Source organism: Streptomyces sp. NPDC048636, from assembly GCF_040650655.1.
Classification (GTDB): domain Bacteria; phylum Actinomycetota; class Actinomycetes; order Streptomycetales; family Streptomycetaceae; genus Streptomyces.
This window is the reverse complement of sequence record NZ_JBEZHR010000008.1, coordinates 80751-105414: the sequence shown is the minus strand read 5'-3', so window position 1 is coordinate 105414 and position 24664 is coordinate 80751. Positions and strand designations below refer to the sequence as shown.

The 24664-nt window shown below is 73.2% G+C and carries 18 protein-coding genes and 1 pseudogene; 9 read left to right on the top strand and 10 right to left on the bottom strand.

The genetic code is table 11. The features are described 5' to 3' along the window. Window positions 1–30 precede the first annotated feature (30 nt). Window positions 31–1680, top strand: coding sequence for a serine/threonine-protein kinase (locus AB0C66_RS22655; protein WP_362441361.1), 1650 nt, complete (start codon window positions 31–33; stop codon window positions 1678–1680). Between the two features lie 2 nt (window positions 1681–1682). Here AB0C66_RS22655 and AB0C66_RS22650 read toward each other — a convergent pair whose 3' ends face one another. Beyond that, window positions 1683–2489, bottom strand: a complete 807-nt coding sequence (locus tag AB0C66_RS22650; protein WP_362441357.1) for an SGNH/GDSL hydrolase family protein — start codon at window positions 2487–2489, stop codon at window positions 1683–1685. Between the two features lie 388 nt (window positions 2490–2877). Between AB0C66_RS22650 and AB0C66_RS22645 the strand changes: the two genes are divergently transcribed. From AB0C66_RS22645 to AB0C66_RS22620, 6 genes and pseudogenes are all read left to right on the top strand, one after another. Then, window positions 2878–3288, top strand: coding sequence for a hypothetical protein (locus AB0C66_RS22645; RefSeq protein WP_362441354.1), 411 nt, complete (start codon window positions 2878–2880; stop codon window positions 3286–3288). 3 nt (window positions 3289–3291) lie between these two features. Beyond that, window positions 3292–4386, top strand: coding sequence for a GNAT family N-acetyltransferase (locus AB0C66_RS22640; RefSeq protein ID WP_362441351.1), 1095 nt, complete (start codon window positions 3292–3294; stop codon window positions 4384–4386). A 353-nt stretch (window positions 4387–4739) separates the two neighbouring features. Further along, window positions 4740–5552, top strand: coding sequence for a glycosyltransferase family 2 protein (locus AB0C66_RS22635; RefSeq protein WP_362441348.1), 813 nt, complete (start codon window positions 4740–4742; stop codon window positions 5550–5552). A 17-nt stretch (window positions 5553–5569) separates the two neighbouring features. After that, window positions 5570–6556 (top strand): annotated as a pseudogene (locus AB0C66_RS22630) (glycosyltransferase family 2 protein); the annotation flags it as partial. 284 nt (window positions 6557–6840) lie between these two features. Then, window positions 6841–7632, top strand: coding sequence for a polysaccharide deacetylase family protein (locus AB0C66_RS22625; RefSeq protein ID WP_362441345.1), 792 nt, complete (start codon window positions 6841–6843; stop codon window positions 7630–7632). A gap of 4 nt (window positions 7633–7636) precedes the next feature. After that, window positions 7637–11254 (top strand): lipopolysaccharide biosynthesis protein, encoded by a 3618-nt coding sequence (locus AB0C66_RS22620; protein ID WP_362441342.1) that lies wholly within the window; start codon window positions 7637–7639, stop codon window positions 11252–11254. An 11-nt stretch (window positions 11255–11265) separates the two neighbouring features. Here the strand turns inward: AB0C66_RS22620 and AB0C66_RS22615 are convergent, their stop codons facing one another. Further along, entirely contained in the window at window positions 11266–12576 is a 1311-nt protein-coding gene (locus tag AB0C66_RS22615; RefSeq protein WP_362441339.1) for a xylan 1,4-beta-xylosidase, read from the bottom strand. A 236-nt stretch (window positions 12577–12812) separates the two neighbouring features. Between AB0C66_RS22615 and AB0C66_RS22610 the strand changes: the two genes are divergently transcribed. Next, on the top strand, window positions 12813–13925 hold the full coding sequence (locus AB0C66_RS22610) for a DUF5925 domain-containing protein (RefSeq protein ID WP_362441854.1): 1113 nt from the start codon (window positions 12813–12815) through the stop codon (window positions 13923–13925). Between the two features lie 80 nt (window positions 13926–14005). Here the strand turns inward: AB0C66_RS22610 and ddaH are convergent, their stop codons facing one another. Next, window positions 14006–14782, bottom strand: coding sequence for a dimethylargininase (ddaH, locus tag AB0C66_RS22605; protein ID WP_362441337.1), 777 nt, complete (start codon window positions 14780–14782; stop codon window positions 14006–14008). A 48-nt stretch (window positions 14783–14830) separates the two neighbouring features. Then, window positions 14831–15208 carry a GntR family transcriptional regulator gene (locus AB0C66_RS22600; RefSeq protein WP_362441334.1) on the bottom strand — a complete coding sequence of 126 codons (378 nt, stop codon included), beginning with the start codon at window positions 15206–15208 and terminating at the stop codon, window positions 14831–14833. Window positions 15209–15368: 160 nt separating this feature from the next. Between AB0C66_RS22600 and AB0C66_RS22595 the strand changes: the two genes are divergently transcribed. Next, window positions 15369–16298, top strand: a complete 930-nt coding sequence (locus tag AB0C66_RS22595; protein WP_362441331.1) for a GNAT family N-acetyltransferase — start codon at window positions 15369–15371, stop codon at window positions 16296–16298. Here AB0C66_RS22595 and AB0C66_RS22590 read toward each other — a convergent pair. The 6 genes from AB0C66_RS22590 to AB0C66_RS22565 form a co-directional block, all read right to left on the bottom strand. Continuing rightward, a complete protein-coding gene (locus tag AB0C66_RS22590) occupies window positions 16261–17433 on the bottom strand; it encodes a methyltransferase domain-containing protein (protein WP_362441328.1) in 1173 nt (390 codons plus the stop codon). The genes AB0C66_RS22595 and AB0C66_RS22590 overlap by 38 nt on opposite strands. 37 nt (window positions 17434–17470) lie before the next feature. Next, window positions 17471–18220: a class I SAM-dependent methyltransferase gene (locus AB0C66_RS22585; RefSeq protein WP_362441325.1), complete on the bottom strand. Its 750-nt coding sequence runs from the start codon at window positions 18218–18220 to the stop codon at window positions 17471–17473. An 88-nt stretch (window positions 18221–18308) separates the two neighbouring features. After that, entirely contained in the window at window positions 18309–19496 is a 1188-nt protein-coding gene (locus tag AB0C66_RS22580) for a type III PLP-dependent enzyme (protein WP_362441323.1), read from the bottom strand. Then, window positions 19493–21211: an IucA/IucC family protein gene (locus tag AB0C66_RS22575; protein WP_362441320.1), complete on the bottom strand. Its 1719-nt coding sequence runs from the start codon at window positions 21209–21211 to the stop codon at window positions 19493–19495. Before AB0C66_RS22575 ends, AB0C66_RS22580 begins: the two co-directional genes overlap by 4 nt. Window positions 21212–21333: 122 nt before the next feature. Continuing rightward, on the bottom strand, window positions 21334–23364 hold the full coding sequence (locus AB0C66_RS22570; RefSeq protein ID WP_362441317.1) for an IucA/IucC family protein: 2031 nt from the start codon (window positions 23362–23364) through the stop codon (window positions 21334–21336). Continuing rightward, a complete protein-coding gene (locus AB0C66_RS22565) occupies window positions 23361–24650 on the bottom strand; it encodes an ATP-grasp domain-containing protein (RefSeq protein WP_362441314.1) in 1290 nt (429 codons plus the stop codon). Before AB0C66_RS22565 ends, AB0C66_RS22570 begins: the two co-directional genes overlap by 4 nt. Window positions 24651–24664: the final 14 nt, after the last annotated feature.

Genomic DNA, 24664 nt, shown 5'->3' with positions numbered 1-24664 from the left:
GAATTGCTCGGTTGGGGGGAGGGCTCGGCCATGGGCGACGAGGGTGCGGGGCGGCGGGGCGAGCGGGTGGCCGGAGGGCGTTACCGCCTTCTGGACGTGCTGGGCCACGGCGGGATGGGTGTGGTGTGGCGGGCCTACGACGACGCGTTGGGCCGCGAGGTGGCCATCAAGGAGGTCCGCGCCCCGGCCGGGCTCGGCGACCGTGACCTCGGGCGGCTGTACGCCCGGCTGGAGCGCGAGGGCCGGGCGGCCGCGCGGATCTCGCACCGCAACGTGGTCACGGTGTACGACGTGGCGCTGGAGGACGGCCGCCCCTGGATCGTGATGGAGCTGGTGCGCGGTCTCTCCCTGGCGGAGGTCCTGGAGGCGGAAGGCCGACTGCCGCCCGCGCGGACGGCGTTCGTCGGTGCCGAGGTACTGACCGCGCTGCGGGCCGCCCATGCGGTGGGGGTGCTGCACCGGGACGTCAAACCCGGCAACGTACTGATCGCCGACGACGGCCGGGTGGTGCTCACCGACTTCGGAATCGCGGCGGTGGAGGGCGACGCGGCGACGCTGACACTGACCGGGGAGCTGGTGGGCTCACCGGAGTTCCTGGCGCCCGAGCGCGCCCTCGGCGAGCCGCCGGGTCCGGGCGCGGATCTGTGGTCGCTGGGCGTGCTGCTGTACGCGGCGGTCGAAGGTGTCTCGCCGTTCCGCCAGGACACTCCGCTGAGCACCCTGCGCGCGGTGGTGGACGCGTCGCTGCCGGAGCCGCGCCGGGCCGGACCGCTCGCCCCCGTACTGGAGGGGCTGCTGCACAAGGACCCGGGACGGCGGCTCGCGGCGGCGGAGGCGGAGCGGATGCTGCGGCTGGTGGCGGCGGGCGGCGCGCCCCGGGCCTCCTCGGCCCCGGTGCCCGCGCCCGTGCCCGTACCGTCGGCGGGGTTCCCCTCGGACGGCCCGGACGGCGCGCCATTCCCCCTCACCCCCGCTCCCACTCCCGCGCCGTCCGGTGATACGGCACCGCCGCCTGACCACCGGCCCCGGCGCGCGGTGGCCGCGCTGGTGGCGGGGGCACTGCTGGCCGGGGTGGCGCTGGGCGGGGTCACCTGGGCGCTGCTCAACGGCGACAACGGCGACGACGGGAACAAGGGGAGCGATAACGCCCCGCACAGCGGCGGGAGTTCCTACGGCGCCACCGCGTCGGCCGCCGAGGACGCGGACCACCCCAAGGCCGGTACCGGTGCGGATGGCAAGGGGACGGCTTCCCGTCCGGCGGACGGCGCCTCGTCCTCGGAACGGCCGTCCCTCACCATCACGATCATCGTGAAGGCGGCGCGCGGCAGCTACCACGGCGTATGTCCGGCGCCGGAGGACGAGGCGCCGTCGTTCACCGCGACCGTCACGGTGAACCGCTCCCCCGCGACCGTGGAGTACCGCTGGATCACCGGCAGCGGTGAGGTGTCCGATCCGGGCTGGAAGAAGCTGGAGTTCACCGGCGGCCGGGCGGGGTCGTCGCGCACGGTGCGCCATGCGGAGGCGGCGTCCGGCGCCCGGAAGGACTGGATCGCCGTGGAGGCCAGGAGCCCCAAGGCGGTCACCTCGCAGAAGGTGTCGTTCGCCGTGGTGTGCGAGGAGGCCCCGACGGGCGGGGCCTCCTCTTCGGTCTCCTCGCCGCCCTCGGCCGAGGGCGGCTGAGATCAGGCGGCCGCGCTGAACGCGGGGAGGTAACCGCCGGAGTGTCCGGCGGCGTTCGGGTGGTACGAGTCGTCGATGGGCCAGGTGAGGCTGTTCAGCCAGGCACTGCCGGAGCAGATCTCATGGCCGGAGAAGCGGCCGGTGACATCGGCGAAGGTGTAGCCGTGGTCGGCCGCGCGCTTGGCGGTGATGGAGTTGAGGAGGTCGGCCGCGCCGTTGATAGCGGAGCGTTCGGCTTCGGTCAGACCCGCGATGCAGGAGCCGTTGAGCTTGTAGAAGCGGGGGTAGCCGAGGACGACCACATGGGCGGAGGGGGACTTGGCGCCGATCGCGTTGTAGACCTGGTCGAGCCTGCCGGGCAGGGTGGTCTCGGCGAAGGCGCGAGCGCTGGCGATCTTGTTGAGACACGCACTCTCGCCGGGCAGTACACAGGTGGTCATGACGTCGGCGAAACCGGCGTCATTGCCGCCGATGCTGATACTGACCAGTCCGGTGCCGGAGTTGAGCGGTCCGAGCTGATTGTTGAGTACGTCGGCGGTCTTGGCGCCCGAGCAGGCGGTGAAGTTGAAGCTGGAGGGGGAGTGCGAGGCGGCCCAGAGCGCGGGGTACGCCTTGGTGCTGCGCTTGCAGCCGCCGCTGGAGCTGTCGTAGCTGCCCGCGCCGACGCCGGACGCATAGGAGTCACCCAGCGCCACATAGGCGGGGCCCGCGCTGTTCTCGGTGGCATGGGCGGTGCCGGCCCCGGTGAGGGCGAGGACGGCTCCTACGGCGAACGCTCCGACGGTCGCCGTGAGTCTGGACAGTTTCATTCGATCTCCCTAGCAGGGTCTCTGCTGTGCCGATGTGAGGCGCGATCACCCCACAAGGGGGGCAAACGCGTTCGAAACCGTCAGTCACGCCGCCCGCACGTGTTTCGACGACATGACATGGCTATGTCATGCCGTCGAACGGGCCTGTCCATGCGCGTAGTTGGCAAGATTCTTGCGGTCAGAGAGGTGAGGGAACGCGCGCACACCGGTGATTGACCCCGGGCGCCCCCAGGCGCACATGGGGCGCACGCGGCGCACGACCCCTTGATGAGTGCTCAACCATTCGCACTCCCGTGGCGCGTTCGTACCTACTCTCCGTCTTGACGCGCCTCCGTTGAGTACGCGACATTGAAGCCCGGCATCCGGCGCTTCGGGGGGCAAGTCGCCCATGCAGACCATCACTGACAAGAGACCGGCGGGTGTGCGCTACCTACCGGTGATCGCGGGGGCCGCGGTCGGCGTCGGAGGGGTGGGGGCCGCGCTGGCGCTCGCCGATGTCGGCTCACCGCTGCGTGCGCCGTTCGCCCTCTTCTTTCTCGTGGTGGCACCTGCGGCGGCCGTGGGCGGCGCATTGCGCGGCCTTGACGCCGCCGCCCGCTGCGTGCTGGCGGTCACGGGTGCGCTGGCGCTCGATCTGCTGGTCGCCCAGGCCATGCTGGCGCTGCACCTCTGGTCGGTGCGGGGCGGTGTGGTCGCGGTGGGGTGTCTGAGCCTGCTGATCCTCGTGGGGACGCGGGCGGCGCGTCGGCCCCGGAGTGCGACGGGCCCGGCAGGCCGTACGACAAGAAGTCAGGAATGACACGTGGAGATCGGCGTATACCGCCCGGGTGAGCTGACAGCCGCGGACCGGGAGGTCTGGACCGCCATGCAGTCGGAGGCGCACCTGCTCGGCGCCCCGGAGCTGGCGAATCCTTTCTTGGCACCGGAGTTCACCCTCGCCGTCGGCCGCTGCCGCCGCGGGGTGCGGATCGCGGTGGTGCGCGAGGAGGGCGAGCCGGTGGCCTTCTTCCCCTTCCAGCGGACCCGGCTCGGGGTGGGGCGGGCGATCGGCCTGGGCCTTTCGGACGCCCAGGGTCTGGTGCACCGCCCCGGCTTCCCCTGGGACGCGCGGGAGCTGCTGCGGGCGTGCGGGCTCTCGGTATGGGAGTTCGACCATCTGGTCGAGGGACAGAAGCCGTTCGCGGCCCAGGCCCGGGGTAGCTTCCCCTCCCCCGTGATCGACGTGGACCGGGGGTACCCGGCGTATCTCGCCCAACTGCGCTCCCGCTCACCGAAGTTCACCCGCTCCACGCTGGCCAAGGAGCGCAAGCTGGGCCGTGACGTCGGCGACGTGGCTTACGTCCATGACGAGCGCGACCCGGCGGTGCTGCGCACGCTGATCGGCTGGAAGTCCGCGCAGTACCGCAGGACCGGGCGGAGCGACCGCTTCGCCCACCCCTGGATCGTCCGGCTGGTGCACCAGTTGTTCCACACCCGCCGGGCCTCCTTCGAGGGGCTGCTCTCGGTGCTGTACGCGGGTGGGCGGCCGGTGGCCGCGCATTTCGGACTGCGTTCGGAGCGGGTGTTCGCCTGCTGGTTTCCGGCGTACGACCCGGCATATGCCAAATTCTCGCCCGGACTTGTGCTGCATCTGCGTATGGCGGAAGGTGCCGCTGGACAGGGTGTGGCATATCTCGATCTCGGACGCGGTGAGAAGGAGTACAAGGACTCCCTGAAAACACGCGATCTCAGCGTGTCGGAGGGGTGGGTGGCGCGCCGTCACCCGGTGGCGCTCGGACATCGGGCACGCCGTGCCCCGGTGCGGGCGCTCCGCAATACGGTGCTCTCCAGGCCGGAGCTGTTCGGACCGGCCGACCGGATGCTGAAGCGTATGGGCGGCATCCGGGCGAGGAATTGACCCGCGATATTCCCGAAGGAGGTGTCGGCACAACGGCGATGCACTAGAGTTTCGGCGTTCATACCGCCGGAAAAACACCCGCAGTGGAATGGATCAGCACACGAGGCGGCTCCTGGGGAGGGCTTGGCCGCCGTGCTGGTTTCCCGGTGCGGGACGCGGTAGGGGGGTGCCGCGCTCGTCCGTCCCGGTTGCGCCGGGGCGGTGCCGAGTCGCGTGCCGCGAGGCCAGCCAGCTTGCCCGGCCTGTTCGACAGTCCATGCTGTCATGGGCGGGTGAGAACCCCCCTTTCGAACCGGATACACCAAAGGACCGCCCGGGCGGACGGTCCACCGGACGAGAGGGAAAACCAACTCATGAGCTCCTTTGTGCGCCCGGCCGATTCGGATGTCCATCCATCGTCCGGACCGCATCGATATCGACCGGTGTCCTCGCATCTCGCGATCGCGCCACCGGTGAGCGTCGTGATTCCCGCGATGAACGAGGCGGACAATCTTCCGTACGTTTTCAAAACGCTGCCCGACTGGATCCATGAAGTTGTCCTGGTGGATGGGAATTCCACCGATGACACGGTCCGGGTGGCACGTGAGCTATGGCCCGACGTCAAAGTCGTGTCGCAGTCCGGAAAGGGCAAGGGGGATGCCCTCATCACCGGATTCGCGGCCTGCACCGGAGAGATCGTGGTGATGGTCGACGCCGATGGTTCGGCGGACGGTTCCGAGATCGTCAGCTATGTCTCGGCACTGGTCTCGGGCGCGGACTTCGCCAAGGGGTCCCGGTTCGCCAACGGCGGCGGCACCGACGATATGACGCCGATCCGCAAACTGGGCAACCGCGCGCTCACCGCCTTCGTCAACCGGAAGTTCGGCGCGCGCTACACCGATCTCTGCTACGGCTACAACGCCTTCTGGCGCCGCTGCCTCGACGAGATCGCGCTCGACTGCGCCGGGTTCGAGGTCGAGACACTGATGAACATCCGTGTCGTGAAGGCGGGGTTACGGGTCCAGGAGATCCCCAGTCATGAGTACGAACGCATCCACGGCGTCAGCAATCTGCGGGCCGTCCGCGACGGGCTCCGGGTGCTCAAGGTGATCCTCGCCGAGCGCGGGATCCGGCGGCCGCGTCGCCCGGCGATGGCGACCGCGGCGGTCCGGGGGGAGGTGTCTTGACGGTTCGCACACCACCGGTGCGGATCTCCGTGGTGATCTGCGTCTACACCGAGGACCGCTGGGGCGACATCCTCGCCGCGGTGGCCTCGGTGCGCGACCAGTCCCTGCCCGCCCTGGAAACGCTCCTGGTGGTGGACCACAACGCACGGCTGCTGCGGCGGCTGGCGGACCACTACGGGGGCGACGGGGCGGACGCGGACGCCGTAGCGGGGCAGGAGGTGCGGGTGCTCGCCAACGCGGGCCCCCGCGGCCTGTCCTCGGGCCGTAACACCGGGATCGCCGCTTCCGGCGGCGAGGTGATCGCCTTCCTCGACGACGACGCCGTCGCCGAGCCGGACTGGCTGCGCCACTTCGCCGCCGCCTACGTCGATCCACGGGTGATGGCGGTCGGCGGGCGCACGGTCCCGGTGTGGGCCTCCCGCCGCCGCCCGGTGTGGTTCCCGGAGGAGTTCGACTGGGTGGTCGGCTGTACGTACCGGGGGCTGCCGCCGGGTCGGGTCCGGGTGCGCAATGTGCTGGGCGGTAACGCCTCGTTCCGCAGGGAGGCGTTCACCCTGGCCGGGGGGTTCGCCACCGGTATCGGCCGGGACGGGGACAAGCGCCCGCTGGGCTGCGAGGAGACCGAGCTGTGCATCCGGCTCACCCGTGCCCGGCCGGACGCGGTACTGCTGATCGACGACCGTGCGGTGATCCACCACAAGGTGCCCGCCGCGCGGGAGCGGTTCGGCTACTTCCGCAGCCGCGCCTATGCCGAGGGGCTCTCCAAGGCGCTGGTGGCTCGCAGTGCGGGGGCACGGGACGGGCTGTCGGCCGAGCGGCGCTACACCACCCGGGTGCTGCCCGCGGGTGTCGGGCGCGGAGTGCGGGACGCGCTGCTCGGCCAGGCGGGCGGGGCCGGGCGGGCGGCCGCCATCGTGGCCGGGGTGGCGGCCGCCACCGGCGGCTATGTGATCGGCAGCGCCCGCGCCCGCCGTGGCGGCCCGCGCTTCACCATCGCCCCGATCCCGGAGGGCGGCCCGCACTTCGGCATCGCCCCGGTCCTGGTGGACGGCCCCGCGTCGGCGGACGCCACGGCCCCCGCCGCGCGGGAGGCCCACCCCACCTCCGCGGGGCGGTCCGCCACGCCGGACGGGCCCCCGACCGGGCCGCAGGACACGTCCGCCGCACCGGAAGGGAACCCGGCAGCGGCCGCGTCCGACGGCACGGCTGACGCGGCCGGGAGGCTTTCCGCCGCGCCCGGCGGCGGCTCGGGCGACGGTCATCCGGACCGCCGGGGCGAGGGGGCGGTATGAGCGGCGGCGGACCGGTACCCATCCTCATGTATCACGCGGTGGCCCACGCCCCCGCGCGGGCCACCCACGGTCTGTCCGTCTCACCGGGCGCGTTCGCCGAGCAGATGGATCTGCTCGGCGTACACGGCTTCACCCCCGTGACCTGTGAACGGCTGGCCGCCGCCTGGCGCGGTGGGACACCGCTGCCGCCGAACCCCGTACTGATCACCTTCGACGACGGCTACGAGGGCGTACACCGCTACGCCCTCCCGGCCCTGGCCCACCACGGCTTCCCGGCCACGCTGTTCGCCTCCACCGGTTGGCTGCGCGGCCGTTACGAGACCGACGGCGCGCTCGATGTGATGCTCGACTGGCCGCAGGTGCGGGAGCTGGCCGCCGCCGGGGTGGAGATCGGCGGCCATAGCCACACCCACCCCCAGCTCGACCAGCTCACCGACGCACGGCTGTGGTTCGAGGTGACCCGCTGCCGGGAGATCCTCACCGCCGAACTGGGCCGTCCGCCGGTGTCGTTCGCCTACCCGTACGGCTACTCCAGCCGCCGGGTGCGCCACGCGGTGCGCTCCGCCGGGTTCGGAGTGTCCCTCGCGGTGGGGAACGCGCTGGCCGCCAAGGGCCAGGGGCCGTACGCCCTGCGCCGGGTGACGGTGCGCCGCACCACCCGTATCGAGGAGTTCCAGCAGCTCGTCAGCGGCCGGTCGCTCGGCCGCCACTTCGCCAGGGACCGGGCCCTCACCAAGGGATACGCCCTGGTCCGCAGATCACGTCAGGTTCTGGGAAAGGTGACTTGAGCCCGTGTCCGACACGACCACCCGGGCCGGGGAGCGGACGGCCGCCGAGGCGCCCGCCGCCCGGCACGGGGAACGCGGCCAGCTCTTCCGCAACGCCTACGCCCTGATGCTCAATACGGGCATCTCGGCGGTGCTCGGCCTCGGCTTCTGGCTGGCGGCGGCCCGCTACTACGCGGAGGACGCCGTCGGCCAGGGGTCGGCGGCCATCGCCGCGATGAAGCTCCTGGCCGGGCTCACCGCGGTGACCCTCACCGGGGCGCTGGCCCGGTTCATCCCGGTCGCCGGGCGCGCCACCGGGCGGCTGGTCTCCACCACCTACGCGGCGAGTTCGGTGGTGGTCGCGGTCGCGGCGGTGGTCTTCCTGCTGACGCTGAACACCTGGGGTCCGTCGTACCGCTTTCTGCACGGCCCGGTGCACGGGCTCGGTTTTGTCGCGGCGGTGGTCGCCTGGTCGCTGCTGACCCTCCAGGACGGGGTGCTGACCGGGCTGCGCAGCGCGCTCTGGGTGCCGGTGGGCAATACGGTGTTCTCGGCGGCGAAGCTGCTGCTGCTCATCGCGCTGGCGGCGGCGATTCCGACCGCCGGGGTGTTCGTGTCGTGGGTCGCCGCGATCGCGGTGTCCGTTCTGCCGCTGGGCTGGCTGGTCTTCCGCCGCCTGGTGCCCCGTCATGTCAAGGCCACGCGGGGCACGGCGCGGCCGGCGTCCTTACGGGAGATGGGGCGATTCCTCGCCGGGGACTACACGGGGTCGCTGTTCTCGCTGGCCGTGGTCTACGCGGTGCCGGTCATCGTCGCCTCGCAGGTGAGCGCCGAGGACAACGCGTACTTCTACATCACCACCACCATCGGTGGCACCACCAATCTGCTGGCCATCAACATGGGCGCGTCGCTGACTGTCGAGGGGGCCCACGATCCGGCCCGGCTCGCCGAGAACTGCCGGGCGGCACTGGGCCGGATGGCCCGGATCATGATCCCGGTCTGTCTGGTGCTGTTCGTGTTCGCCCCGCAGATCCTCGGGGTGTTCGGGGACGGCTACGCGGACGCCGCCGCGCCGCTGCTGCGGTGGTTCGCGGTGGGGGCGGCGCTGCGGGTGGTCATCGAGGTGTACTTCGCGGTGCTGCGGGCGCAGAGCCGTACCTCCGGACTCGCTTATCTTCAGGGCCTGTTGTGTGTGCTGGTGCTGGGGCTGACCTTGCTGCTGCTGCCGCGGATGGGGCTGACCGGGGCGGGGGTCGCGGAGATCTCCAGCCTTGCGGTGATCGCGTCCATCGCGGCGGTGAAGCTCTACCGGGTGGTCACGGCCGCGCCCGCGGCCCCGGCCGCCCCGGCCGCCGCCGCCGTCCCGCTCGCGGAGACCGGCACCGCCCCCGACGGGGACCTGGCAGACCTGGCCGTACGGGGTGATCGCGGCGGCAGGCGGAGCCTCGGCGGGCAGGAGGAGAGCTACGGCACCCGCTGGGCGGTGCGCGCCGCGCTCGACAGCGACACCCTCGCGCTCGGTGTGCGGACCGACTTCGACCACCCCGAGCGGCGTCCTGACACCCGCCGGGGTCCGGGCGGCGGCCCGGTGGAGCGCGACTTGGACACGACGTCGCTCCGGAGCCCCGCGGCGGAGCCCGTACACCGCACCCGGGCCGCCGGGCCGCTGCTGTGGGGGCTGCTCATCGCCGCGCTCGGGCTCTACTGGCTGCCGCTCATCGGCATGGGCGAGGCCGAACTGGACGGGATGGGCGGGCTCGGCCTGGTGTCGGTGCTGCCCCCGGCGACCTTCGCCGGAGCCGCGCTGCTCGTGGCCGTGTTCGCGGGCGGGCTGTGGCCGGACCGGCCGCACCGGGCGCTGCTGACCGTCACCCTGCTGGCCACCGTGGTCTCGCTGCACGCGGTGCCCGCCGTACTGGAGGCGCAGCCGCGGTTCCCGACGGCCTGGCAGCACCTGGGGTTCATGGACTACATCGGGCGCACCGGGGACGCGGTGCCCGATCTGGACGCGCGCTGGAGCTGGCCCGGTTTCTTCGCGGGGGCCCAGTTCCTGGCGGGTGCCTGCGGGGTGACGGACTTCGGCGCGCTGCTGCGCTGGTGGCCGACGCTGATCCAGCTGCTCTATCTCGCCCCGCTGATGGTGCTGATGCGGGCGGTGCGCGGGAGCTGGCGGGCGAAGTGGACGGCGGTGTGGCTGTTCGCGTTGAGCGGCTGGGTGGGCCAGGACTACTTCTCCCCGCAGGGTTTCACCTATCTCTTCTATCTGGTCTTCGTGGCCGTGCTGCTGGTGTGGTTCCGCGAACCCCGGGTGCTGCGCGGCAGGCTGCGGCCGGGCGAGACCGAGGTGGCCGGGGCCTCCGGCGGTCAGCGGGTGGCGCTGCTGGGACTGCTGCTGGTGCTGTTCGCGGCGTCGGTGGCGGCCCATCAGCTGACCCCGTTCGTGATGCTGGGGGTGGTGAGCGCGCTGGTGCTGCTGCGCCGCTCCGAGCTGTACGGGCTGCCGCTGCTGTGCGGGGTCATGGTCGTGGTCTGGGTGGGGTGGCTCGCCGAACCGTACTGGTCGGGCCATTTCGACGAGCTGTTCGGCGGGATGGGCGGGGTGGGCGGCAATGTCTCCTCGTCCGTCTCCGGCCGGATCGAGGGCGGCAGCAGTGTGCACAAGCTGGTCCTCTACACCCGGGTGGCGCTGGCCGGCGGGGTGCTGGCCTTCGCCTGCTGGGGGGTGCTGCGGCGGCGGGCGGCCGGGTTCGCGGAGCGCTCGCTGCTGGTGCTGACCTTCGTACCGTTCCTGGGCTTCGGGATGCAGTCGTACGGCGGGGAGATGGCGCTGCGGGTCTTCCTGTTCGCGCTGCCGGGCGCCTGTGCCCTGGCCGCGCTGGCGCTCTTCCCGAGCGTGCGGCCCCGCCGGCGGAGCCGTCGGCTGGGCCCGCCGGCGGCCCTGCTCGCGGGGCTGACCCTGATGTCCGGCTTCCTGGTGGCCCGTTGGGGCAATGAGACCTTCGAGCGGGTGCGGCCGGGCGAGGTCGCGGCGATGGAGTACCTCTACGCCCATGACCGGCCCACCGTGCGGGTGCTGTGGATGAGCAACGACACCGTCAACAACGTCACCCCGGCGATGCCGTGGGGCGAACGGGACATGGAACGGGTCGACTACGTCCCCACCCTGGCCCCGCCCGATCCGGCCCGGGTCGGCTCACTGGTCCGGGCGCTGGGGGACGCCGGGCCGCATTCCTATCTGATGCTGGGCCGTGGTCAGTCGGTCTACCTCGCTCTGGACTCCGGCTACCCCGCCGACTGGCAGCGGCGGCTGGAGCGCTCGCTGGACGGCCGCTCGGAACTGCGCAGGGTGCTGTCCAACGGGGACGCGTCGCTGTACGAGCTGAAGCGGCAGCCACCCGGGGCGGTGGCCGAGCCCGCGCCGGGCCGGGCCGGCCCGCTGATCACCTGGACGCCGTGGTCGGTGCTGGGCGCGCTGGCGGCGGTGGCGCTGCTGGTGCTGCTGGCGGCGCGGGAGGTGGTGCGGGTGGCGGTGGAGCCGGGCGTCCGCCGGCTGCGCTGGCTGCGGGGCTCGTTCTGGTGCGCGCTGCCGCTGCTGGGCGTGGTGCTGGCCGCACTGGTGCAGCGATTCCTGACGATGTCATGAGCGCGGCGCGGCTACCGCTTGAACCAGCGCACCCCGTATCCGCCGAGACCGAAGGAGTGCCCGTCCACCCGGGCCGTCACCCGGCGGTCACGGGTGTTGACCACCAACAGGGCGTGGTCGTCGGCGAGGACCTGGAGCCTCTCCCGGTCCTCGGCGGCGATGTCCACCGTGCGGAAGGCGGTGCGGGGCGGGAACTCCCGGGCGAACCGGCCCAGCAGTCTCATCATCGGCAGCGGGGTGCCGCCGTCGGACAGCTCGGTGCTGCGCCACAGACAGCCGGGGCAGCGGGCGCCGCGCCGCTGGGGGTTCCAGTAGAAGGCGGTGGTGGCGCCGCCTTCGGCCAGCCGCATCAGCGCGGTGGCCTGCACCGCCGTACGGCGCCGCTCGCTCCAGCCGTCCCGCCGGTCATCGGATCCGGCCGGTTCGACGTACCACTCGGCCCACCACACCGGCAGCCCGGTGGTCTTCCGCAGCCAGCGGGTGACATCGGTGAACTTCTCCGTGGCGCGGAAGGCGTCCGGAATCAGCCGGTCGTCCTCGCGGGTGTAGCTGGAGCCGTCGGCCACCACGAAGTCGGCACCGGTCTTGTGCCGGTTCCAGTAGCGGATCGCGTCCACCGACCGCTGGTCGAGGGTGCCCCACGGCCCGCGCACCGGGGACGAGCCGGAGTCCCCGGGCGGATCGCTGTCGGCGACCACATACGGGCCGCCGACCAGGTTCTTCGGGTCGCGCTTCTTGAGCTCCCGGTAGACCAGGTTGTACAGCCGGGTGTAGCCCTCGTAGTTCCAGCGCCGCTTGGTGTCGTCGTAGAAGCCCTTGAACTCGTTCCAGACGATGAAGTGACGGACGTCCGGATAGCGCGCGGCGACCTTCCCGGCCAGCTCGGCGAAGTCCTTGTAGTGGGCGGGGGTCGGCGCGGTCTCCAGCGACTTCCGCGACCAGTCGGTGCGGCCCGGCGCGCCGCCCTTCATCCAGTCGGGGGCGCAGCACAGGGTGAGGACGGGCACGGTGCCGGTGCGGCGCATCAGGGCGACCCGCCGGTCGAGGTCGGCGAAGTCGTAGCGGCCCGGCGACGGCTCGGGGTTGCCCGCGCCCCAGCCCATGAGGTGCTGGTTCTGCGGCATCCGGCGGTCGGAGAGCGTCCGCTCGGCGGTCCGTGTGCCCCGCGCGGTGCCTTGGTCGGCGCTGTACTGGGTATGGGTGAATCCCCAGCCGAGGCCCGGCGCGGCGGATCTGTCGTCGGCCGACGCCGACCCCCGCCGTCCGTCTCCGCCCCCCGGCCAGCCGGTGCAGGTGGTCAGCAGTACGGCCAGTGCCGCCATACCGGCGGCGAGCAGCGTGCCGGTCCGCCACCGCCTCGTGCTCGTTAATCCGGCCCGTTCCCCACCTTGACGTCCCACAAAGGGTAAGAGTATCCGTGAACGCCCCCATTCCGGTGGGGTTCTTCGGAACCGTTCGCCAAACGGCCACAAACCCCGGTGCGTGGACGCCCCACGTGCTGGATCATGGGGCGGGTGCGCCGACCGCCGCACCGACCCGCGTTCTCAGGAGGCAGGCCCTGCCCACGACACCCGCCGAACAGTCTCTCCCCATCCGGCTGAACGTCGATGACAGCGACTCGCCGTCGGATGTCGTCGACGCGCTCTTCCTCGGGCGCTTCGCCACCGGTGAGCAGCCGTACGCCCGCAGCCACTCCGTGGACCGCGTGAAGTCCGGGGTGACCCTGCTGCCGCCCTCGGCCACGGTGCTGCGCGCCGCCCGTGACGACGACCGCAGCGCGACCCTCGCCGAGGGCGAGGGCTGGACGCTGCTGGTGTCCCGGTGGAACCGGGGCGCGGATGTGACGGTGACCGCCGTCGATGACGCGCTCGCCGAGAAGGTGCTGGGGCAGGCGGTCGACGGCGCGGAGGACGAGCCGGAACCCCAGCCGGAGAACGTGGCGATGGGCTTCTGGTACGTCTCGCCGCGGCGCGGTCCGCACCGCACCACCCGGCAGATCTCCGCCGGGACCTGGGAGGAGATCCGCGGCAACTACACCGCGCCGGTCGCCGAGGCGATGGACGGGCTGATGAAGGTCACCCCGGATGACATCGCCGGGCGGCTGTTGCTGCTGCACGGCCCGCCGGGCACCGGCAAGACCTCGGCGCTGCGCACCCTGGCCCGCTCCTGGCGGGACTGGTGCCAGGTGGACTGCGTGCTGGACCCGGAGCGGCTGTTCACCGACGTCGGCTATCTGATGGATATCGCGATCGGCGAGGACGACGGCTCGGCCAAGGGCCGCTGGCGGCTGCTGCTGCTGGAGGACTGCGACGAGCTGATCCGCGGCGAGGCCAAGCACACCGCGGGCCAGGCGCTCTCCCGGCTGCTGAACCTGACGGACGGTCTGCTCGGCCAGGGGCGGAACGTACTGGTCGGGGTGACCACCAACGAGGACCTGGAGCGGCTGCACCCGGCCGTGGTCCGCCCCGGCCGCTGTCTGGCCCGGATCGAGGTCGGCAAGCTGAGCCGCTCCGAGGCGCTGGGCTGGCTCGGCGACGACGCGCACGGCCGGGAGGACACCGTCGGACGGGACGGCGCCACCCTGGCCGAGCTGTTCGCGCTGCGCCGCGGCACCCGGCCCGCGTCGGTTCCGGTCCAGCCGGGCGACGCGGACGCGGGGCTGTATCTCTGAGCCATGGGTCCGGGGCTCGGCGCCCCGTCGGTTCCGGGGCCGCCGTCGGTTCCGGGGCCGCCGTCCGGGTGGTGCGCCGCTCAGCCGTACAGCTCTCGCAGCCGTACGGACAGACAGGTCACACAGCCCTCCATCTTCTCGAACTCGCTGATGTCCACCGGCACCGGCTCATAGCCGAGGTCGGCGAAGAGCTCGGCGCTGCGCGGCGCGCTCGTCGCCATCAGCAGCCGTCCGCCGCCGAGCAGCACCACATGGGCGCCGGACTCCTCGGGGACGGGCAGGAAGCGCGGGAAGGCGGCGGGGTCGTCGACCAGCGGCGGATGGCCGATGACGGTCCCGTCGGGGAGGGCGGTGACCGCCGATTTCAGATGGAGCACCCGGCTGACCGGTACGGCCACCACCCGGGCGCCCAGCGGTTCGAAGACCGCGCGCAGCTGCCGTACGCCCTCGCCGTTGGTGCGGCCGCCGCGGCCCGCGTAGAGGGTGTCGCCGATCTTGAGGATGTCGCCGCCGTCCAGTGTCCCCGGTTCGCGGACCCGGTTGAGCGAGAGGCCGAGGGCGGTCACGGTCTCCTCGGCGGCGGCCGTCTCCGGCCTGCGGGACCCGGCGCCGGGACGGGCCATCAGCGCCACGTTCTTATGGACGACCATGGTGTCCTCGATGAACACCCCGTCCGGGCAGTCGTCGAGCGGGGGCACCTCCACCGTCTCCCAGCCGTGGGCGCGCAGGCAGCCGACGTAGTCCTCCCACTGCCGCAGGGCGAGCTCCGGGTCGACGGGCTTGCGGTCGATATGGGTGACGAGTCCGTCGGCGAGTCGGGGGCTGGGGCGTCGGACGAGGGCTTTCCGGCTGGCCATGGGTGCGGCTCCTGATCGGGGGCGTGGAGGTCGGGGCGGTCGGCGGGTTCAGGACGCGTCGTAGGCGGCCCGCAGCGCGTCCTCGACCACGGCGAGCGCGTCCGCGCGCGCCAGACCGAGGCGCCGCGCCCGCTCGACGTAAGCCCGGGCGGCCTCGGCCGCCTGGCGCCGGGCCGCGTCGCCCGCCGCCGCCACGAAGGAGCCGTGCCGGCCGCGGGTCTCGATCACACCGTCGGACTCCAGCGCCCGGTAGGCCTTGGCGACCGTGTTGGCCGCGAGCCCCAGCTCCTCGGCGAACCCGCGGACGGTGGGCAGTTTGTAGCCCACGGGCAGCGCGCCGGAGCGGGCCTGTTCGGCGATCTGGGCGCGGATCTGCTCGAACGGGGCGGTCGCCGCGTCCGGGTCGACGGTGATCTGCAAGGCCACGCGGGGCTCCTCGGCGGGTGCTGTGGGCGGGGGTCCGGTCGGCCGTTCCGGCGGTCCGGCGGGTTTGTCCTCCCCATTGTGTGATGCCGTGGTGTGAGGTCACACCGGTGTCCGGAAATCGGGAGGCACCCCGGGCGGGGACACCGTAGCCTGCGACACCATGACCATGATCGTGCGCGATTTCCGTCCTGCCGACGCGGAGGCCGTGGCCGCGGCGCGCCGTTCCGCCTTTCCCCATCTGGTGACCACGGCGTCCACCGTGAGCTGGGAAGTGGCGAGCGCACCCGCCGAACGGCAGTACCGGTTGCTGGTCGCCGAGGTGGACGGCCAAGTGGTGGGCTCGTCCGAGATCGGCGTCTTCCACGACAGCGAGGAGCGGGGGCTCGCGTTCGCCAACACCTCGGTGCGCGCGGACGCGCTGGGCCGGGGCGCGGGTTCGGCGCTGGTGACCGCGGCGGAGGAACGGCTCGCCGCGCTCGGCGCCGCCAAGGTCTTCGCCTGGACGCTGGAGGCCCCGCACGCGGTGACCTTCGCCGAGCGGCGTGGCTACCGGCGCGGCCGCTCGTCCCGCGTGCAGCGGCTGGACCTCACCGCGGCCGCCCTGCCGCCACTGGACCCGAACGGGCTGCCGGGGAAGGTGGAGCTGCGGACGGCGGCGGACTTCCTCGACGATCCCCGTCCGCTGTACGAGGCGGACGTGGAGTGCACCGCGGACGAGCCGGGGGACGTGGCGGCCGGGCGGCTGCCGTACGACCAGTGGATCGCCCTGGTCTGGGAACACCCCGCGCTCAACCGCGAACTGACCACGGTGGCCGTGGTGGACGGGACGGCCGCCGCGTACAGCGTGGCGCATACGGACGGCGACGGCCGCTACTGGTCGGGGATGACCGGTACGCTCCGTGCCTTCCGGGGCCGCGGGCTGGCGAAGCTGGCCAAGAACGACGCACTGCACCGGGCCCGGGCGGCGGGCTGCCGCGAGGCGTTCACCGGCAACGACGGTGACAATCTGCCGATGCTGGCGATCAACAAGTGGTTCGGCTACGAACCCGCGGTCACGGAATGGCGCTATGTCCGGGAGCTGTCCGCGTAACGGGCGAGGACACCGGCAGCGGCACAAGCCGGTCGGGACCCCCGGGATCGACGCCGATGGAGTCCCCCGGCTCGTGCCAGTGCAGGACGAACCGCTCCCCCGCCCGGTATGCCTCGAGCCCCGCGCGGCAGTACGCCACCATGTCGTCGGGCAGCGCGTCCAGCGGGAACCAGCCGAGCTCCGCGCACTTGTCCGGCTCCCGGTTGACCGGCCGATGGCCGCCGCCCGGCCCGGTGGCGTCCGCCTCGAAGAACCAGCCGGTGCGGGGCGCGCCCGACGGGGACTTGTGCTGCATCACCAGCGCGGTCCGCACCTCGTCGGGGGCGAGGACGATCCCGGTCTCCTCCTCCGCCTCCCGGATCAGCGCGGCCCGTACGTCCTCGCCGTCCTCGACATGGCCGGACGGGGCGTGCAGCAGCCCGTCCGCGTAACCGGTGCCGGAGCGGCGGGCGAGCAGCACCTCCCCGCCGCGGCGCAGGATCAGATGGACGTCGACGATCTCGGTGTGCCGGACGGGGCGGGCGAGGTCGGCGATGAGGACATAGCGCTCATCACGCACCTCCCGGCCCCATAGCGCCGCGTCCGGTCCGAGCTGCTCGAGCCGGGTGCGCACCGCCAACGGCTCGACCAGCCGCGTCAGTTCGGCCGCCGTCAGTCCGACCGGATCGGATTCGCCCCACCGCCCCTCGACCAGCACCAGCCGTCCGCCGGGCCGCAGCAGCCGCGCCCAGCGGCGGAGCACCGCCGCCGGGCCGGGCAGCAGCCACAGCAGATGGCGCACCAGCAGGACGTCGAAGGCCCGCTCCGCCACCGGCGGCGCCGCCGCGTCGCCGACGAGCACGGTGGCGCCGGTGCCGGCCAGCTTGACGCGGGCGCGCTCGGCCATGGGCGGCGAGCGGTCGACGCCGGTCACCCGGTGGCCGTCCTCGGTCAGCAGCAGCGCGAGACTGCCGGTGCCGCAGCCGAGGTCGAGGACGTCCAGCGGTTCGCCCGGCGGCCGCTCGGGCAGCCAGTCACACAGCCGCGCCGCCCATGCGGCCCTGACCCCCGGATCGCGCAGCCCGTGGTCCGGCTCCTGGTCGAAGTCGGCCGCGGCGGCGTCCCAGTAAGCGGTGGTGGTGTCCTCGGATCCCATACCGCGATGGTGCCACCCACCACTGACAGCCCGGCGGTCACCGGGGCGTCGACGGCCGCAGCAGCAGGGTGAGGAAGCCGAGGGTGCCGCGGTAGCCCTTCAGCCATGCGTCACGGTGCTCCGCGGCGGCGGCGTGGGCGGCTCCGGCGCCGGGGTCGTCGGGGTGGTCCAGAGCCCACCGCTCCAGCGAACCGGTCCAGCTCCACTCGTAGTCGTCCCACTCCTGGACGGTGCTGACATGGCCATGGACCGGTGTCCAGCCGTCGGCCACGACGCGGTCCACGGTGGCCGCCAGATCGGCGTAGTCGTCCGGTACGGCGTCCAGCGCGTCGAGCGCCGCGGCCCCGGGCTCGCGCTCCCAGAATCCGTCGCCGATCAACACCTGGCCGCCGGGGGCGAGATGGCGCCGGGCCGCGGCGAGGGTGGGCAGCAGACCGCCGAAGGCGTGGACGGCGCCGACGCTGAGGACGGTGCCGAACCGGTGCGGCGCGCCGAACGCGGCGGCGTCCGCCTCATGCAGCTCCAGCCGGTCCGCCACCCCGCGCTCCCGGGCCTCCGCACGCCCCAGGGCGAGTACGGCGCCGTCGGTGTCCACGCCCTCGGCCACCGCCTTCGGCCGCAGCTCCAGCGCGCGCCGGAGCCATTCCCCGCGTCCGCAGCCGAGGTCCAGCACCCGTGCCCCGTCGGTCACCGCCCGTTCCAGCAGCCGTTCGACCGTCGCGTCGGCGAGCGGTGCGGCGATGGGGTGGTCGGTATGTGCGAGCCGGGAGAGCTGTCGTCGGTCCATCCGCGCAGCCTCGCAGCCGCGCCCCGGCCCGCGCATCCGGATTTCCGGGGGCGCCCGCCGACCGGTCCGGGGGGCGCCCCCGGACCGGTCAGCCGCCCAGGTAGTGGAAGCCGGGCCTCGGGTGCATCAGGAAGTCATGGTGCGAGATGTTCCAGGCGTAGGCACCGGCGAGCGCGAAGGCGATCCGGTCCCCGACGCGCAGTGCGTCCACCGGCACTCGCCGGGCCAGGACGTCCTTGGGGGTGCACAGTTGGCCGACGAGCGTGACCGGCTCCCGCGTCACGGCCGGGCGTGGCCAGGGGCGGTCCCAGGTGTCGTCGGGCAGCACCACGAAGGGCTGGTCGTGCTGTTTGGTGACCGGGGTACGCAGGTGGTGGGTGCCGCCGCGGAGCACCGCGAACGCCTCGCCACCACTGTGTTTGAGGTCCAGCACCTCGGTGACGTACCAGCCGCAGTAGACGGTCAGGGCGCGGCCCGGTTCGATCCGCAGGGTGCGTCCGGGGTTCCGGTGCGCCACGTCGGCCAGGCCCTCGCCGTAGGCGGCCCAGTCGAAGCGTGCGTCGGGACGGGTGTAGTCGACGGCCATACCGCCGCCGACGTTCACCTCGGTGAGCGCGAGACCGTGCCGGTCGGACAGCTCCCGCGCCCAGGCGGCGATCCGTCCGGCCACGGCGACCTGGGCGGGGGCGTCGAGTCCGCTGGCCAGGTGGGCGTGGATACCGCGCAGCCGCAGCGGGGAATCGGCCGTGAAGTGGCCGAGACAGCGCTCGAGTTGGCCGGGGTTCAGGCCGAAGGGGCTGGGGCCGCCGCCCATGGCGAGCGCGGCGCCGCCCAGCTCACCGCCGTCCACGGGGAGGTTGACGCGCAGCAGCACCTCGGCCGTGCGCCCCGCCGCCCCGGCGAGCTCCGCCAGCAGCCGCAGTTCGTGCTCGCTCTCGACATGGAAACGCGCCACGCCCAGCTTCAGGGCGCGCCGTAGCTCGGTCTCGGTCTTGCCCGGTCCGCCGAAGGCCAGCGGATGTCCGGGGACGGCGTCGCGGACATGCTCCAGCTCACCGCCGGAGGCCACTTCATAGCCGGTGACGTACGGGGCGAGGGCCGTGAGGACGTGTGGCGCGGGGTTGGCCTTGGCGGCGTAGTACAGCTCGACGGCGGGCGGCAGCGCCTCCCGTACGGTCCGGGCGTGGGTCGCGAGCGCGGTCAGGTCGTAGACGTAGGCGGGCAGTTCGTCACCGCCGAGGGTGGCGGCGTGGCCGGCGACGGACGGGGTGATCATCGGCTGCTCCCGGGCGAGATGACATGGGCCGCCTCGGACAGCAGGGCGGAGGCGAGCGGACTGGCGATACGGACGTAGCCCGCCTCACGGTCGGCCTTACGGGCCCAGCGGGTGAGGAGGTTGGCCTTGGCGGGCAGCGGGACGCCCGCGACGAGGGCGCGCAGCGGCGGCGGATCGTCATGGGCCGCGGAGCGTTCGCACAGCACCCGGCGGACCGCCGACCACAGGGCGGGCTCCAGCCGGGGATGGCGGTCGGCGAGCGCGGCGACCATCTCGGCGACATGGTTGACCAGCAGGCAGTACACCACCCGGTCCCAGCCGCGGCCGCGCTCGTACGTCATGGGGCGGGCCACGGCTGCGGGCAGCCGGGCGAGCGCCGCGGCGTGGTGTTCGGGCAGCAGCTTGGTGCCCTCGAGGTCGCGGAAGAGGACCTGTCGCGGGGTGCCGGAGGCGTCGACCCCGATGACCACGTTCTGGAGATGGGGCTCCAGGACCACGCCATGGTCGAAGTAGGCGGCCAGGACGGGTGGGACGAGCAGTCCGAGATACGCCTCCCACCAGGCCAGCGCGCGGTCCGGTCCGGCCCCGGCGAGCAGCCGGGAGACCTGGGCGCCGCCGGTCGGGTACTCATCGGCGACGGCCGCCGCCAGCAGCCCGGTCAGCCCGGGCCGCAGCCGGGCGGCGAGACCCTCGCGGACGATCACCCCGAACCCCTCGGTGAGTTCGCGGTGGCCGAGGTCGAGGGTGCGGTAGGCGGGTTCGCGCAGCAGCTCGGCGCCGGGGAAGCGGGCGCCGAGGTCGGCGGCGACCGGCTCCAGCAGCCGGGTCAGCGCGACGGCCCCCGCCAGCTCGTAGTCGGCGTTCTTGCGCAGGCAGTTGGTGATCCGCACATTCAGGCTGAACTTGAGGAAGTCCCGGCCGTCGTAGAGGGTCCGGACCGACGCGGTCGGCGCGAAGTCCGGCCCGCCGGGCCCGAGGTCGAGCACCTCGCCGCGGCCCAGCGCCGCCCGCAGCGCCCGGTGGTCGCGCAGCATCGCGTACTGCCAGGGGTGGGCGGGCAGCAGCCGGTAGCCGTCGGGCACCGGGCGCTGGCGGTCGAGGGCGCCCAGGGCCCCGGGGGACGCGGACTCCTCACGGACGGACTCCTCGCGCACGGCGAGGTGGTGCAGCGGGAAGCGGGCTCCGGCCTCGGGGGCGAACAGGGACCAGGCGTCGGCGCTGCCGGTGCGGGCCTTGGGGGTGGGGTGAAAGCGGTGACCGAAGATCAGCGACTGCTCGGAGGCGAGATAGGCGTCGTCCTCCGGGGCCCCCGCGGTGGTCTTCTCCCGATCCTCCAGGGCCGCCGTCATCCCCGCGTGGCTGGAGGCGACCTGGTCCAGGAACTCGTCGTTGCGTACGCCGGTGCGCAGATGCAGTTCCCGGTGGATGAGCTCGGCGAGGTCGCGCCAGGTGACCTCGGTCCAGGTGCCGTCGCGCTGTTCGCTGACCGGTCCGGTGAACCGGTGCGCCCCGATGAGGGACGTACGGCGCAGTCCGACGCGCAGCAGCACCCCGCAGCGTGGCAGCCGCAGCCGCAGCTGTCCGTCGGCGACGGCGGTCTGGTGCTCCGGGCCGGAGACCTCGCGGAGCAGACAGTTGAGGAGGGTGTGGGCGGCCACCTCGTCGGCGCGGGCCACGGCGGTGGCCGGGGCGGACGGGGAGGAGGGTGAGGGCATCGGGCGGCTCCAGCGGGTGCGGAGGGAGGTGGCGGGAGGCGGGGCGGAGGCGGGACGGGAAGTGCGGAGGGACGGGGATCGGGACGCGGGTCGGGAGGGTGCATCGCCCGGCGGCTCGGTGGTCATCCGCCGCTCCCCCGCAGCAGGTAGTTGGGTCCGGTGACGTAGTGCTTGTTGATGTCGGCGGCCCCGGTGCGCTCCTTGGGCAGCAGCGTGCCCGCCGTGACCATCGCCTTGACCGGCAGCCGGGGCGCGTCCAGCAGCCGGGCCCGCAGCAGGTCGGCCGTGGCGCCGGGCCGGGTCCCCGCCATCCGGTCGACGGCTTCGGTGAGCCGGGTCCGCAACTGCCGCAGCAGGTCGTCGAGGGGCGCCCGGCCGAGCGCGGCCAGCTCGAAGGCCGGGGCCGCGGCGCACAGATGGACGGTGATGGTGGTGAACACATCGGTCACCGGAACATCGCCGCGGGCCAGGATCCTGCGGTCGTCGAATCCGCACAGATCGGCGGCGGCGCCCCCGCCGATCATCGCCGCGAGCCGTACCGCGTGGACGCGCGGCCCGTCGTGATCCTTGATCAGCAGCCGGAGGCGGGGGCCTGTCGCACCGTCCTCGAACACCAGGGAGGTGTTCTGCTGATGGGACTCGAGCGCGATGCCGTGGGCGAAGAGGGTGGTGTGGAAGTCGAACAGCAGCCGGTAGTAGGCGTCGAGGAGGGCGCGCAGATCACCGCCGTAGTAGCGGTCGGCGAGCGCGTCCACGACCGTCCCCCCGTCCGGTGTCCGGGCCAGCAGTCCGGCCAGCGGCACGATCCGGGTGTGCTCGAGCCCCGGGGGGTAGCGGCGTACCAGGGTCGCCAACAGCGCATGTCCGGCGTGGAGATGGGTGGTCTCGTCGGCCAGCAGCACGGTGTCGGTGAACCGCGGCTCCCGCGCGATCACCGCCGCCACCAGCCGCTGCGCCACCGCACCGTCGATCAGTGTGCCGGGTTTGACGGTCCGCCGGTTGCGCAGTCCCAGGGTGGCCGTGGTGAGCGGCAGCTTGAGGTGGACGAGGGGATCGTCGGCGACGGCGACGGTCCGCATCGACAGCGTGGGGACGACGTCGAGGTACGCGCGCCCGGCGAGCCGGGCGGAGCCGCCGAGCCCGGTCTCCCCCAGTGCGTCGACGAGCGGGCGGCCGACGGTCAGCGGATGCACGGGAACGGCCAGATGCGTACGGTCCAGACCGCGCTCCAGCCCGAGTTCCCCGGGCGCGGGCCACCACGGGGGCAGCCGCGCGGCCTCCCCGGCCACCGCCTCGCGCGGCAGCGCGACCCAGCGCAGCGGGAAGGTGGGGTGGAACTCGGGCGCGTAGGCGTGTAATGCGGCCTCGTCCACGCCGGAGCGGGCACGGCCGGTCGGATAGACGGGATGATCGCGAAAGGCGGCGAGGGTGTCGTAGGCGAGCGAACCGGCCATCCCGGCCCATGCGGTGCCCATACCGGGCGGGCACGTAGCGCCGCCTCGCGCGAGCCCGCCTGGGCGGGGCGCGCCCCTACCGGACTCCACCGCGCCGGGCCCACCCGGACCGGACCCACCCGGACCGGGGGCGCCCGAACCCGGACGACCCGAGCCGGACTCCACCACGCCGGGGACGCCCGCACCGGGGGTGCCGGGTTCGGGGCCGTAGTGGGTGGTCAGGTGGGCGACGATGCCGGGGCGGATGCGGTCGTGCAAGCGCGCGGTGTCCAAGGCTTGTCGGCACTCGTCCATGAAGCTGTCGTAGCCCGCCCGGTCCTCGGCCGGGACGAGCCGTCGCAGCTGCCGGAGGACGGCGTCGAGCCCGGTGACGACCGTGGCGGCGGAGGTATCACCCGGGATATCGCCGTTCCCCCCTGCCGCACCCGGCGGAGGTACGAACTCCAGCCGGACCGGGCGGCGGGCCCGGATCTCGCACTGGAAGCCGTCCTCCTCCACCGGCAGCAGCACGCACTCACCTCCGTCCAGCGCGATCCGCAGCCAGTCGCCCCCGTCCGCGCGGCGTACGGTGCGGGCGCGGCCGCGCAGTCGGTACGCGTCCTCGCGGAGCAGGGTGTCGATCACCCGCCCGAGAAGCTCCTCCTCGTGGCTCCCCCCGGCGCCGGACCGAAAGCCGTCGGGCGCCCCGGTCCCGCTCATGACGTGATCTCCCATCGGTGGGCCGCCAGGAACTCCGCCACGGCGGCGTCGATCAGCTCCTGATCGGTGCCGGTCGCCCGCAGGACGCCGAGGAAGTCGCGGTTGGTGCCGTGGAGCGGGTGTTCCTCGCCGATGTCACGCAGGGGACGGTAGTCCAGCCGTACGCCGTCGCGCTCGCTCACGCCCGCCGCCGGGGCGGAGACCAGCCGTCCGGCGCGGTCCGCCACGACGTATTCCAGCCGGGCCCTGCCGTCGGTCCGCGCGCCGAGGTCGTCCGGCAGCGGTTCGCCCAGGTGGGTGCGGAGGACGTGCTCGAACAGCGGGATGCCGAGGAGTTCGCCGAGCACCAGGTCGCACTGGTCGCCGATGGCCCGGTAGTTGACCTCGATCAGCCGGGCCCGGTCGCCCTGGACGACGTATTCGGTGTGGCAGATGCCGAAACCGACACCCAGCGCGCGCAGTTGGGCCAGCACCCGGCCGGTGTGGGGTTCGGGCGCCGGGGCGGGCAGCAGGCTCAGCCGCTCCTCGACGAAGTGCGGGGGCGGGGAGAGTTCGGTCCGGAACCCGCCGAGGACGTGCAGGGTGCGGCCGTCGCCGAGGGTTTCGAGGGTACGGAGTTCACCCTCGAGGAACTCCTCGACCACCAGCGCCGCGCCGGGCCGCCGTCCGCGTATCTCATGGCACCGGGCGACCAGTTCGGCCGCGTCCGCGACGCGTACGACATCCTCGCTGGCCACCCCCTCGCGCGGTTTGACCACACAGGGGTAGGGCGCGTCGAGCCCGGCGAGGTCGGACGGGTCCTGTCCGGTGCCGAGTTCGGTGGACCAGACGGTGTCCGCACCGGCCGCGGCCAGCGCGCGACGCAGCTCGGCCTTGTTCTTGGTGCGCAGCGCGGCGCGCCAGTCCTTGCCGGGGAGGCCGAAGTAGTCGGCGGCGAGGGCGGCCTGGGCCTGGAGGTGATCGCTGTTGCTGAAGATCGCCCGGGGCGGCTGCCGGGTGGCGGCGATACGGCCGATGACCTCGCGGAAGTCCCCTACGTCGCAGTGTTCGAGGGCGAGTGCGGGCAGGGGTGCTCCACCGGCCGCGCGGACGCGCGCGTAGGCGCGCTCATGCGCCTCCGGCTGGTCGGTGAGCAGGGTGACCGCGAGCCCCAGTCTCGCCGCCGCCGGGAGGAAGCCCTCGGTGACGGAGTCGGTGGGGTTGACGGCGAGGAGGTGGAGCCGGTCCGGCCGCCGGGCAGGGGAGGAGAACGGCCGTGGCGCCGCCTCGGGATCATGCTCGTTCACGGGCCGAGATTAGG

Bases quoted from the DNA above. Each gene is read 5' to 3' on its own strand.
- AB0C66_RS22655 (WP_362441361.1), top strand. From the start codon at position 31: ATGGGCGACGAGGGTGCGGGGCGGCGGGGCGAGCGGGTGGCCGGAGGG.
- AB0C66_RS22650 (WP_362441357.1), bottom strand. From the start codon at position 2,489: ATGAAACTGTCCAGACTCACGGCGACCGTCGGAGCGTTCGCCGTAGGA.
- AB0C66_RS22645 (WP_362441354.1), top strand. From the start codon at position 2,878: ATGCAGACCATCACTGACAAGAGACCGGCGGGTGTGCGCTACCTACCG.
- AB0C66_RS22635 (WP_362441348.1), top strand. From the start codon at position 4,740: ATGAGCTCCTTTGTGCGCCCGGCCGATTCGGATGTCCATCCATCGTCC.
- AB0C66_RS22625 (WP_362441345.1), top strand. From the start codon at position 6,841: ATGAGCGGCGGCGGACCGGTACCCATCCTCATGTATCACGCGGTGGCC.
- AB0C66_RS22615 (WP_362441339.1), bottom strand. From the start codon at position 12,576: ATGGCGGCACTGGCCGTACTGCTGACCACCTGCACCGGCTGGCCGGGG.
- ddaH (WP_362441337.1), bottom strand. From the start codon at position 14,782: ATGGCCAGCCGGAAAGCCCTCGTCCGACGCCCCAGCCCCCGACTCGCC.
- AB0C66_RS22595 (WP_362441331.1), top strand. From the start codon at position 15,369: ATGACCATGATCGTGCGCGATTTCCGTCCTGCCGACGCGGAGGCCGTG.
- AB0C66_RS22590 (WP_362441328.1), bottom strand. From the start codon at position 17,433: ATGGGATCCGAGGACACCACCACCGCTTACTGGGACGCCGCCGCGGCC.
- AB0C66_RS22585 (WP_362441325.1), bottom strand. From the start codon at position 18,220: ATGGACCGACGACAGCTCTCCCGGCTCGCACATACCGACCACCCCATC.
- AB0C66_RS22580 (WP_362441323.1), bottom strand. From the start codon at position 19,496: ATGATCACCCCGTCCGTCGCCGGCCACGCCGCCACCCTCGGCGGTGAC.
- AB0C66_RS22575 (WP_362441320.1), bottom strand. From the start codon at position 21,211: ATGCCCTCACCCTCCTCCCCGTCCGCCCCGGCCACCGCCGTGGCCCGC.
- AB0C66_RS22570 (WP_362441317.1), bottom strand. From the start codon at position 23,364: ATGAGCGGGACCGGGGCGCCCGACGGCTTTCGGTCCGGCGCCGGGGGG.